At 70.6% G+C, this 10184-nt stretch carries 12 protein-coding genes and 1 pseudogene; 2 read left to right on the top strand and 11 right to left on the bottom strand.

Features of this window, described 5'->3' with window-relative positions:
• Positions 1-107: 107 nt before the first annotated feature.
• The 3 genes and pseudogenes from ABT123_RS34955 to ABT123_RS34945 form a co-directional block, all read right to left on the bottom strand.
• Positions 108-1817 (bottom strand): annotated as a pseudogene (locus ABT123_RS34955) (chromosome segregation SMC family protein); the annotation flags it as partial.
• A gap of 210 nt (positions 1818-2027) precedes the next feature.
• On the bottom strand, positions 2028-2240 hold the full coding sequence (locus ABT123_RS34950; RefSeq protein ID WP_150207136.1) for a hypothetical protein: 213 nt from the start codon (positions 2238-2240) through the stop codon (positions 2028-2030).
• A gap of 303 nt (positions 2241-2543) precedes the next feature.
• Positions 2544-2825 (bottom strand): acylphosphatase, encoded by a 282-nt coding sequence (locus ABT123_RS34945; RefSeq protein ID WP_351322155.1) that lies wholly within the window; start codon positions 2823-2825, stop codon positions 2544-2546.
• A gap of 126 nt (positions 2826-2951) precedes the next feature.
• Between ABT123_RS34945 and ABT123_RS34940 the strand changes: the two genes are divergently transcribed.
• A complete protein-coding gene (locus ABT123_RS34940) occupies positions 2952-3974 on the top strand; it encodes a CAP domain-containing protein (protein ID WP_351322153.1) in 1023 nt (340 codons plus the stop codon).
• A gap of 22 nt (positions 3975-3996) precedes the next feature.
• Here ABT123_RS34940 and ABT123_RS34935 read toward each other — a convergent pair whose 3' ends face one another.
• On the bottom strand, positions 3997-4593 hold the full coding sequence (locus ABT123_RS34935) for a flavodoxin family protein (protein ID WP_351322151.1): 597 nt from the start codon (positions 4591-4593) through the stop codon (positions 3997-3999).
• A gap of 113 nt (positions 4594-4706) precedes the next feature.
• On the opposite strand from ABT123_RS34935, the gene ABT123_RS34930 reads away from it, so the two are divergent.
• Positions 4707-5126, top strand: a complete 420-nt coding sequence (locus tag ABT123_RS34930) for a winged helix-turn-helix transcriptional regulator (RefSeq protein WP_351322149.1) — start codon at positions 4707-4709, stop codon at positions 5124-5126.
• Here the strand turns inward: ABT123_RS34930 and mutM are convergent.
• The 7 genes from mutM to rsmD all read right to left on the bottom strand — a co-directional run bounded on the left by mutM (position 5099) and on the right by rsmD (position 10132).
• Positions 5099-5968 (bottom strand): bifunctional DNA-formamidopyrimidine glycosylase/DNA-(apurinic or apyrimidinic site) lyase, encoded by an 870-nt coding sequence (mutM, locus tag ABT123_RS34925; protein ID WP_351322147.1) that lies wholly within the window; start codon positions 5966-5968, stop codon positions 5099-5101. The two genes, ABT123_RS34930 and mutM, sit on opposite strands and share 28 nt — an antisense overlap.
• 131 nt (positions 5969-6099) lie before the next feature.
• Entirely contained in the window at positions 6100-6996 is an 897-nt protein-coding gene (rnc, locus tag ABT123_RS34920) for a ribonuclease III (RefSeq protein WP_351322145.1), read from the bottom strand.
• 19 nt (positions 6997-7015) lie between these two features.
• Positions 7016-7189 (bottom strand): 50S ribosomal protein L32, encoded by a 174-nt coding sequence (gene rpmF, locus ABT123_RS34915; RefSeq protein ID WP_003965982.1) that lies wholly within the window; start codon positions 7187-7189, stop codon positions 7016-7018.
• 2 nt (positions 7190-7191) lie between these two features.
• Positions 7192-7830: a YceD family protein gene (locus ABT123_RS34910; RefSeq protein WP_351322160.1), complete on the bottom strand. Its 639-nt coding sequence runs from the start codon at positions 7828-7830 to the stop codon at positions 7192-7194.
• 129 nt (positions 7831-7959) lie between these two features.
• Positions 7960-8943 (bottom strand): cell division initiation protein, encoded by a 984-nt coding sequence (locus ABT123_RS34905; protein WP_351322143.1) that lies wholly within the window; start codon positions 8941-8943, stop codon positions 7960-7962.
• Positions 8944-9059: 116 nt separating this feature from the next.
• The gene (gene coaD, locus ABT123_RS34900; RefSeq protein ID WP_351322158.1) at positions 9060-9539 is read right to left on the bottom strand and encodes a pantetheine-phosphate adenylyltransferase; all 480 of its coding nucleotides are present in this window, start codon (positions 9537-9539) and stop codon (positions 9060-9062) included.
• A 14-nt stretch (positions 9540-9553) separates the two neighbouring features.
• Entirely contained in the window at positions 9554-10132 is a 579-nt protein-coding gene (rsmD, locus tag ABT123_RS34895; RefSeq protein ID WP_351322141.1) for a 16S rRNA (guanine(966)-N(2))-methyltransferase RsmD, read from the bottom strand.
• Positions 10133-10184: the final 52 nt, after the last annotated feature.

Here is a 10184-nt window from a genome sequence, read left to right as displayed (position 1 = left end):
CTCCCGCTCGCTCAGCTCCGCCACCCGCCGCCGCGCCTCCTCGCCGCGCGCCGCCGCCTTCCCCGAGGCCAGCTGGTCCACCACGTGCCGGGTCGGGGTGACGCCGGGGTGATCAAGAGCGTGGCCCGCCCCGCATCAGCCGCCCGCAAGTGCCGCAGCGCCATGGCCGCCGAAGACGCCGAGTTCACCGCCACCGCATCCGCCGCCGCCCCCAGCGCCGCCGCGATCGGGACCTCGTACCCCGGGGCCACCGACAGCCGTTCCGCCGCCGGACCCAGCAGGCCGGCCAGCCGCTCCCGGGCCTCCAGCAGCGCGCCCGTGCCGTCCTTGCGGCGCAGCCCCAGCGCGAGTGCGTCGTGTCGGGCGGAGACCGCCGCCCGGGAGCGCTCCGCCGCCGCGACCGCGTCCCGCGCCGCGCCCAGCGCCGCCTCCGCCTCGGCCAGGTCCGCCCGCGCCGCCTCGTGGGCAGCCTCCGCGTCGGTGTCCCCGTCCGCCGCCCCGACCTCCGCGGCCAGCGCCTCGTACTCCTCCTGCGCGGCCACCGCCCGGGTCTCCGCCTCGTCCCGGGCCGCCACCAGCCGGTCGATCTCCGCCTGCGCGGCGCCGGCCCGCGACCGGGCCGCGCCCAGCCGGCCGGTCAGCCGGGCCAGTCCTTCCCGCCGGTCGGCGATCGCCCGGGCGGCATCGCGCAGTCGGCGTTCCTCGTCCGCGAGGGTCCGTTCCAGCTCGGCGCGGTGCGCGACGGTGTCCTCCAGGGCCCGGGTCGCGGCCTCCAGCGCGGCGGTGAGCTCGGCTTCCTGCTCCCGGATTCGGGCCGCCTCCCGCTCCAGGTCCTCCGGGTCGCGCCCGCGCCGCTCCTCCTCCGCCGGGGCGGTCGCGCTCTTGACCCGGGCGTCCGCGAGGGAGACCGTGCCGCGCACCCGTTCGGCCAGCTGCGACAGCTCGTACCAGGTCTCCTGGGCCTGCCGGAGCCGGGGGGCGAGCTCCTGGACCGAGGCTTCGAGGGTGGCCTCGCGCCGCAGCGCCAGGGCCAGTTCCGCTTCCGCCGCGTCCTTCCGTTCCTTCAGCGCCGTCTCGTCCGCGATCTCCGCGTCCAGCGCGGCCCGCAGGGTGACCAGGTCGTCGGCGAGCAGCCGCAGCCGGGCGTCCCGGAGATCGGCCTGGATGACGGCGGCCCGGCGGGCCACCGCCGCCTGCCGGCCCAGCGGCTTCAGCTGCCGCCGGAGTTCCTCGGTCAGGTCCTGTACGCGCGCCAGGTTCGCCTGCATCGCGTCCAGTTTCCGCAGCGCCTTCTCCTTGCGCTTGCGGTGCTTCAGGACGCCCGCCGCCTCCTCGATGAAGGCCCGGCGTCCCATCGGGTCGGCGTGCAGGACGGAGTCCAGCTGGCCCTGGCCGACGATGACGTGCATCTCGCGGCCGATGCCGGAGTCCGACAGCAGTTCCTGGATGTCCAGCAGCCGGCAGGTGTCGCCGTTGATCTGGTACTCGCTGCTGCCACCGCGGAACATGATCCGCGTGATGGTGACCTCGGCGTAGTCGATCGGCAGGGCGCCGTCGGAGTTGTCGATGGTCAGGGACACCTCGGCGCGGCCCAGCGGCGGACGGCCGGTGGTGCCGGCGAAGATGACGTCCTCCATCTTCCCGCCGCGCAGGGACTTGGCGCCCTGTTCTCCCATGACCCAGGACAGCGCATCCACCACATTGGACTTGCCGGAACCGTTCGGGCCCACCACACAGGTGATGCCGGGTTCGAAGCGCAGGGTGGTGGCGGAGGCAAAGGATTTGAAGCCACGCAGGGTCAGGGCCTTGAGGTGCACGCCGCCGGACTCTACCTTTCACGTTCGGTTTCACCCATGAAGGTGCAGGGCACAACAGACGTTAAAAGAAATCCGCCCCGCGCGTGGATCACCGCGGGGACGAGTCGGCGGGGGAAAGACGGCAGCGAGAAAACGAAGAAAGAAAGAAGGGACGCCGGGGCGTCCCTATTCAGATCAAACGGGGCTGGAGTCAAGCGACGAGAGCGCGGGTCAGGTGAGCGCAGGCTCCGCCTGGGGTACGTCGATGTCGATGCTGTCCAGCAGCGAGTCTCCGTGCTGAGCGGCGGCGGTCAGCGCGTCGTTCTCGGACTGAATCCGTACAAGCTCGGACTCGAGGTCCTGGACGCGCTGCTGAAGCCGTCGCATCTCGGCGAGGAGTCGCGGGTCGGAACCGCCGACGTAACCGAGAAGCGCCTTTGCCATGATGGATGGTCCTCCACACTGAGTGACCGACCGAAGCGGTGTGGGTCGTGAGGGAATCGCACCCGCGGTGTCCGGCAGCGACTGTCAGCCACTGCGCTACTACTGCCAACACTGCCAAACAGCCCAGATGCGCGGGGCTTCCAGCGTCTCACCAAAAAGTTTGACGGTCAACACGATCACGCCCCGTATCGGCGGGCAGCCCGGCCTTCTCACGGCCCACGGCCCGGGTCCGGAGATCGTCCACGTCTCCGAGCCTTCCACGGAACACCGCGCCCGGCAACGTATACGCAGATCAGTGCATGATCATCGAATCCCAAAACCGTCGTAGCCGCCGCGGGGCGTTCCCCAGATCTCTGTCACCCCGTCCACCCGCCCGGGCGTGTCGGAAGATCGCAGCCAGTCGAGCAGCCGGTGGCAATTCTCACGTTGCCCTTCGGCCACAACCTGCACTCGACCATCGTCGAGATTGAGGGCAAAGCCGGTCAGTCCGCCGATCTCCAGTGCATTGGCCCTGGTGAACCAGCGGAAGCCCACTCCCTGTACACGGCCGCGTACCCATGCCGTCAGCCGGACGTCTTCGTTCATGCGCGAACGCTATCCGGGCAGTCCCGTTCCGCGTGCATCACCCCGGCGGCTCATTGGCGTACAGTCGCCGACCAATGAACTCACCCATTTGGGTGAGTAACGGACGATCTTGGAAGGCACCGCCGCATGGGACGTCACCGACTGCCCGCGCCGCCGCACGCCAAGCGCGGCGGCACCGCCGTACGCAACGGTCTCCTCGGCGTGTCCATTGCGGCTGCCCTGGGAACGGCGGCCGTGACCACCGGGCTGGTACCGGTCGGCAATGCCTTTCCGTACGTCGGCATCGAGAGCGGCGCCGGACAGAAGAGCGAGGCGAAGGCGAAGCCCGAGCCCGCTCCGGTGAGCGACCTCCAGCAGCAGGGCGGCCTGGCCAACCTGCCGGGGCGCGCTCCGGCCGACGCCGGCGAGAGCGGCCGGTCGGCCTCCGCCACCGCCTCCACCTTGCCGCGCGCTTCCGCCGCCGCCTCCGCCACCCCGTCGGCCAAGCCCACCCCGCCGGCGAAGCCGACCCCATCGGCCTCGGCTTCGGCTCCGGCTCCGGTTCTGGCGAAGCCCACGCCCGCTCCGAAGCCCACCCTCGCCACCAAGGCGCCGGAGAAGAAGCTCACCCCGCCGCCGGCCCCCAAGCCGCCCCAGGCCCCCAAGCCCACGCAGGCCCAGCCCAAGCCTTCGAAGCCCCAGCCGGCCAAGCCCGTCCAGCCCCCCAAGCCTCCGCAGGCCAAGCCCAAGCCCAAGCCCGCCCCCGCGGTCCCGCCGGCCGTGCCCACCGGCCACTCCGCGGAGGAGGCGGCCGTGCTGAACATGGTCAACGTGGAACGCGCGGCGGCCGGCTGCGGCCCGGTCCGGGCGAACCCGCCGCTGGCGGCGATGGCCGGTGCCTTCAGCAAGGACATGGCGGTCCGGAAGTTCTTCGGCCACACGGACCCCGACGGAAAGTCCCCGTGGGACCGGGCCGCCGCAGCCGGCCTCTCGGGCCTGGGCGGCGAGAACATCGCCCGCGGCCAGGGGGACGCGACGGCCGTCATGAAGGTGTGGATGGGCAGCCCGGGCCACAAGGCCAACATCCTGAACTGCGAGTTCCGCACCCTGGGCGTCGGTATGTACGACGCCGCGGGCGGCCCTTGGTGGACCCAGAACTTCGGCTTCTGACCCCCGGCCGGGTCAGGCCGGGTCAGGCCGCGATCGTTGCGCGGCCGGCCGTGAAGATGCGGGCCGTTTCGGCGACGCGGCGGCCGAGGTGCTCGGCCGTGGCGAGGTCGGCCTTGTGGACCGCCTCGACGCCCTGGTCCGAGTTGGTCTGAGCGCCCACGCCCGAGAAGAATCCCAGCCGGTTCAGGTCGTTCTCCGAAGCCGTGGAGGAGTTCCAGCCCGGCTTCAGGCCCAGGTTGACCCAGTGCATGCCGTGCTGGGCGGCGAGGGTCTGGAAGAACTGCAGGGTGTGCAGCTTGTCGCCGCTCTTGGAGGCGGAGTTGGTGAAGCCGGCCGCCAGCTTGTCCTGCCAGTCGTCGCCGAACCAGCGCTTCGAGGTGGCCTCGGCGAAGACGTGGAAGGCGCTGGATGCGGTGCCCATGTAGGTCGGGGAGCCGAAGACGATCGCGTCGGAAGCGTCCAGCAGCTCCCACTGCGCGTCGTCGATCTCATCCACCTTGATCAGGTGGACAGTGGCCCCGGCGTCGGCGGCGCCGTTCCGGACGGCCTCGGCGACGACCGCGGTGTGGCCGTAGCCGGAGTGGTAGGCGATCGCTACGACAGGGGTGTGCGCGGACATGGAGGGTCTCCCTCGGCAAGTGGTGCAGGTGGGGTGTGCTGAGAAAAGGTAAGCACTAACTTTTAGAAAGCGCAAGCTTCGAGTTAGCGCTGCCCGGGAGTACGCTGGACTGTATGGAGACCCCTGTCCGCACCGAAGCCGTGTGCACCGAAAGCGCCTGCGCCGACCTCGCGTACGACGTGTTCGCGCGCGCCTGCCCGTCCCGGGAGACCCTGGAACACGTCACCGGGCGCTGGGGCACTCTCACTGTGACCGCGCTCCACGACGGGGCGTACCGGTTCAACGAACTGCGCCGCCGGGTGGACGGCGTGAGCGAGAAGATGCTGTCGCAGACGCTGCACGCGCTGGAGCGGGACGGCATCGTGCACCGCGAGGCGCAGCCGACCAACCCCCCGCGGGTGGACTACGAACTCACCCCGATGGGCCGTGGGGTCGCCGAGCGGCTGATGGACCTGATCCGCTTCCTGGAGGGCAGCACCCCGCAGGTGCTGGACGCCCGCGAGCGTTACGACGAGGCGCGCGGCGGCCTCTGACAGCGCGGGCAGAAATAGCTGGACCGGTTCATCCAGGGGCGGCGGCGCATCGGGGTGCCGCAGCGACGGCAGGGCTCGTCCTCCCGCCCGTACGCGTCGAGCGAGCGGTCGAAGTAGCCGGACTCCCCGTTCACGTTGACGTAGAGGCTGTCGAAGCTGGTGCCACCGACCGCGAGGGCCGCGTTCATCACATCCCGGACATGGCCGAGGAGTTCCACGCTCCGCGGGCGCGTGAGCTGAGCCGTGGGGCGCTCGTAGTGCAGCCGGGCCCGCCACAGCGCCTCGTCGGCGTAGATGTTGCCGACCCCGCTGATCAGCGACTGGTCCAGCAGCGCCCGCTTGACGGTGCTCCGCTTGGCACGCAGGGCCAGGTGGTAGGCGGTCTCGTCGAAGAGCGGGTCCAGCGGGTCCCGCGCGATGTGGGCGATGACATCGGGCAGGCCGTCGGCGCTGCCGGGAACGCTGTCGTGCAGGGAGAGCCCGCCGAAAGTGCGCTGGTCCACGAAGCGCAGCTCAGTTCCGGTGGCGTCGGCGAACTGGATCCGGATCCGCAGGTGCTTCTCGTCGGGTGCGTCCTGCGGCTGCACCAGCAGCTGGCCGCTCATGCCGAGGTGCCCGAGCACGGACATCTCCGCGCCGGCGAGCGGCAGCCACAGGTACTTGCCGCGGCGCATCGGCACGCCGATGGTCTGCCCGGCCAGCCGGGCCGCGAAGTCGGCGCCGCCGGCCGGGTGCCGGCGCACGGCCCGCGGGTGCAGCACCTCGACCGCCTCGACGGTCCGCCCGGCCACCCAGCGCTCCAGGCCCCGCCGTACGACCTCGACCTCGGGCAGCTCGGGCACGGCGTGTCTCCTCGGGATCCTCGGACGGTTCAGGGGCTCGCCGTCGAGCCTACTGGCACCCCAAAAACGACTCCGCCCGCCCCGGCAGTACCGGGGCGGGCGGAACGACAGCCGAAGGAAGGCCGGTCAGCTCATGCGTCGGGCGTCGGGTCGGCGGGCGTCGGCACCCCGCCGTCCTCGACCGCGTCCACGGTCGCGTCCTCGATCGCGTCCTCGGTCGAAACCGAGGTCGAGACCGAGGCAGCAGCCGCAGCCGAGGCCGCGGCCACGGCCGCCGCTTCCGCCGCGACCCGCTCGTCCGCCGCCGCGCGAATCGCGCGCCATGCGGACTCCGCCGCCTGCTGTTCCGCTTCCTTCTTGCTGCGGCCGGTGCCGGTGCCGTACGAGACACCACCGACGCGGGCGGCAGCAGTGAAGGTCTTCTCATGGTCCGGGCCGGTCTCGGAGACCAGGTATTCCGGCACGCCAAGGCCCTCTGCCGCGGTGAGTTCCTGGAGGCTGGTCTTCCAGTCCAGTCCGGCACCGAGGTTGGAGGATTTCTCGATCAGCGGGTCGAAGAGCCGGTGAACCAGCTCCGAGGCCGCGTCGAGACCCTGGTCGAGATAGACCGCGCCGATCACCGCTTCAAGGGTGTCGGCCAGAATGGAGGCCTTGTCCCGGCCGCCCGTGCCCTCTTCGCCCCGGCCGAGCCGGATGAAGGAGCCGAGTTCGAGGCCGCGCCCGACCTCCGCCAGCGCACGCGAATTGACCACCGCGGCCCGCAGTTTGGCCAGCTGGCCTTCCGGCAGATCGGGGTGGGTCCGGTACAGCGTGTCCGTGACCACCAGGCCGAGCACGGAGTCCCCGAGGAACTCCAGCCGCTCGTTGGTGGGCAGACCGCCGTTCTCGTACGCGTACGAGCGGTGGGTGAGCGCACGCACCAGAAGGGCGGTCTCGAGCTGATACCCGAGCCGCCCTTCCAGAAGGGTGTGGGACGAGGCCGCGTTGCTGTTGTCTGCCTGCTTCTTATCGCCGGCAAGCTCAGACATTGCGCCTCTCACCAGCCGCTCAGACCTCGAGGACCTGGCGCTTGTTGTAGGTGCCACAGCTGGGGCACGCGATGTGCTGCAGCTTCGGCTCCTGGCAACGCTCGCACGAAACCAGGGTGGGGACCGCAGCCTTCCACTGCGACCGGCGGTGGCGCGTGTTGCTGCGCGACATCTTCCGCTTCGGAACAGCCACGGCTACTTCTCCTGCTTCTCGTCGACGCCCGGTTCGGCGCCGCTCATGTTGTCCTTCTCGTCGGCCTGATCGGTCGCGACGAGTCCCTGCAGTGCCGCCCAACGGATGTCGACGGCATCGTGGTGGTGTTCCGGGTCGTCGTTCAGGCTGACCCCGCAGTCGGGGCACAGACCGAGACAGTCCTCCCGGCACACCGGCTGCAGCGGCAGTGCGAGCACCACCGCGTCCCGCAGCACGGATTCGAGGTCGAACAGGCCGTCCTCGAGGTAGAGCCTGTCCTCGTCGTCCTCGGCGTCGTCGGCCGGTTCCGCCTTTGCGCGGCCCCGGTCGTCGGCGTCAGGGTACGAGAACATCTCCTGGAAGTCCGTGTCGAGCTCGCGCTCCACGGACTCCAGACACCTTACGCACTCCCCCACGGCCGATGCACGGGCGGTGCCTGTGACAAGCACCCCTTCCATGACCGACTCGAGACGGAGGTCGAGCTGGACCGGAGCACCTTCCGGTACCCCGATGACCCCGTCCAGACCGAAGTCCGCCGGAGCCGCGATCTCACGGGACAGCCGCTGCAGGGCACCAGGACGCCGACCCAGCTCGTGCGTATCGAACACGAGGGGGTTGCGGTGGTCGAGGCGGGTGTTCAGGGCCGTTCCTGCTTTCGAAGATCATTGTTTTGCATGCATTCGGGCACGCAAGACGGCGGCGCATACGCGCGACCGAAGAGCCAGGATACCCGGCGCTTCGCTCTGAGCCCAATCCGGGTCGGGTCGGCGCTATCGCCCCTGCTCGTACTGGCGCAGCTGGTCCAGATTGATCATGCCCGTGTCGAAGAAGCTGGTCTCGTCCAGCGCCTGCTGGGTCTGCTGCTGGTAGGCCGCGTACGGGTCGGGCTGCTGGTGCTGCTGCTGCTGGTAGCCGTACGGGTCGTAGCCGGCATCCGCCTGCTGGTGCTGCTGGTGCTGGTGCTGCTGCGGATAGCCCGCGTACGGGTCCTGGTACGCGTACGCATCCGGCTGCTGCTGGTGCTGCTGGTGCTGGTCCTGCTGCTGGTAGGCGTACGTGTCGTACACCGGCTCCGGGTCCGGCGCCGCCAGGGCGGCCAGGAAGTCCGCGTCGGCCGCGGTCCGGGACTGCGGGACGCCGGCCGCATCCTGGGCCGCCATGTGCGCCCCCAGGTCATCCGTGGCCACCCGGCCGTGGAGCTTCTGCCGGCCGCGCCCGACCGCCTCCAGGGTCTTGGCGAGCACCGCCTCGAAGGCAGCGAGCTTGGCGGAGATGTACGCGTCCGCCGACGCATGGCCCTCGTCCGTGGCCTCGCCGGCCAGCAGCTTCTCCCGGCCGCGCTCCACCGAGCCGATGGTCTTGGTCAGCACGACCTCGAAGTTCGCGAGCTTGCTGTCCACATAGTCGTCCGCCTCGCCGCGGATCTCCTCGGCCTCCCGGCGGGCCTCCGCCAGGATCCGGTCCGCCTCGCTCTGCGAGCGGCGGGCCACCTCCGTGTCGGAGATCAGCGAACCGCGCTGGGCGTGCGCCGACTCGATGATCCGCTCGGCCTCCTGCCGGGCCTCCTCGACCATCTGCTCCCGGCCGCCGATCAGCTCCTGCGCTTGGGCGAGGGATCCGGGCAGGGCCTGGCGGACCTCGTCGAGCATCTCGAGCAGCTCCGCGCGGTTGATCACGCAGGAGGACGACATGGGCATGGACCGGGCGCTGCCGACCGCCGCGACGATGTCGTCGAGCTTCTTCTGCACGTCCATACGGGCTCGCACTCTCTCGGCCTCGGGTGGTTCCTGAGACGGACGGGACGACTGTACGGCCACCCCGCCGTCACGGGACACCGTCCGGCCCTGAGGCCGGACGGTCCGGCGGCCGGTCAGCGGTTGCCGAGACGTTCCATCAACGCCGCGTGCACATGCGGCGGCAGCAGGTGGGAGACGTCGCCGCCCCACGCGGCAACTTCCTTGACCAGCGAGGAGGAGAGGAAGCTGTAGGTGGGGTTGGTGGGGACGAAGAGGGTTTCGACCCCGGTGAGCCCGTTGTTCATCTGGGCCATCTGAAGTTCGTAGTCGAAGTCGCTGACCGCGCGCAGGCCCTTGACGATGGCCGGGATGTCGCGCTGCTTGCAGAAGTCGACGAGCAGGCCGTGGAAGGCCTCCACCTCGACGTTGCCGTAGTCGGCGGTCGCCTCGCGGATCAGCTCGATCCGCTCTTCGACCGTGAACAGCCCCTGCTTCGACTGGTTGATCATCACGGCGACGTGGACGACGTCGTACAGCTTCGAGGCGCGTCCGATGATGTCGAGGTGTCCGTTGGTGATGGGATCGAAGGACCCCGGACAGACGGCGCGGCGCAACTGAACTCCCTCGTTCATGAGTCTTCGCTGGTGAAAGCGGCGCGACCGTACCAGAGGGTGCCTTCGCCGTACCGCCGGGAGCGGAGCGGCTCGAACCCGTCCGGCCAGGGGAAGTCGCCGCTTCGAGTGCTGCGTTCCACGGTGACGAGCGCGTCGTCCGTGAGCCAGCCATTGGACCGGAGTGTGAGGAGGATCTCGCCAAGATCCTGGCTGGTGACGGAGTACGGCGGGTCCAGGAAGACGATGTCGTACGGATCACCGGTCGCGGGGCCGGCCACCACCTGCTCGGCCTTCCCGGCCCGGAACTCCGCCCCGGGCAGCCCGAGGCTGCGGATGTTGTCCCGGATCGCCTTGGCGGCCTTGGCCTCGGCTTCGACGAGGAGGGTGTGGGCGGCACCGCGGGAGAGTGCTTCCAGGCCGACCGCGCCGGAGCCCCCGTACAGATCGAGGACCCTGGCCCCGGGCACGCCGTGCAGGGACTCCCAGGTGGAGAAGAGGCCCTCGCGCGCCCGGTCCGAGGTGGGCCGGGTGCCGGTGCCGGGGGGCACGGCCAGCCGTCGCCCGCCGGCGCTGCCGGCGATCACGCGGGTCATCTGGGTTCCTTCACGTCTGCGGGGTGGCAGCCGCCCTGGCTGAGCGGCCACC

Source organism: Streptomyces sp. NPDC002054, from assembly GCF_040296685.1.
Classification (GTDB): Bacteria; Actinomycetota; Actinomycetes; order Streptomycetales; family Streptomycetaceae; genus Streptomyces.
This window is presented reverse-complemented; position numbering and strand designations above follow the sequence as displayed.

Bases quoted from the DNA above. Each gene is read 5' to 3' on its own strand.
- ABT123_RS34935 (WP_351322151.1), bottom strand. From the start codon at position 4,593: ATGTCCGCGCACACCCCTGTCGTAGCGATCGCCTACCACTCCGGCTAC.
- ABT123_RS34940 (WP_351322153.1), top strand. From the start codon at position 2,952: ATGGGACGTCACCGACTGCCCGCGCCGCCGCACGCCAAGCGCGGCGGC.
- ABT123_RS34905 (WP_351322143.1), bottom strand. From the start codon at position 8,943: ATGGACGTGCAGAAGAAGCTCGACGACATCGTCGCGGCGGTCGGCAGC.
- rsmD (WP_351322141.1), bottom strand. From the start codon at position 10,132: ATGACCCGCGTGATCGCCGGCAGCGCCGGCGGGCGACGGCTGGCCGTG.
- ABT123_RS34930 (WP_351322149.1), top strand. From the start codon at position 4,707: ATGGAGACCCCTGTCCGCACCGAAGCCGTGTGCACCGAAAGCGCCTGC.
- rnc (WP_351322145.1), bottom strand. From the start codon at position 6,996: ATGTCTGAGCTTGCCGGCGATAAGAAGCAGGCAGACAACAGCAACGCG.
- ABT123_RS34950 (WP_150207136.1), bottom strand. From the start codon at position 2,240: ATGGCAAAGGCGCTTCTCGGTTACGTCGGCGGTTCCGACCCGCGACTC.
- ABT123_RS34945 (WP_351322155.1), bottom strand. From the start codon at position 2,825: ATGAACGAAGACGTCCGGCTGACGGCATGGGTACGCGGCCGTGTACAG.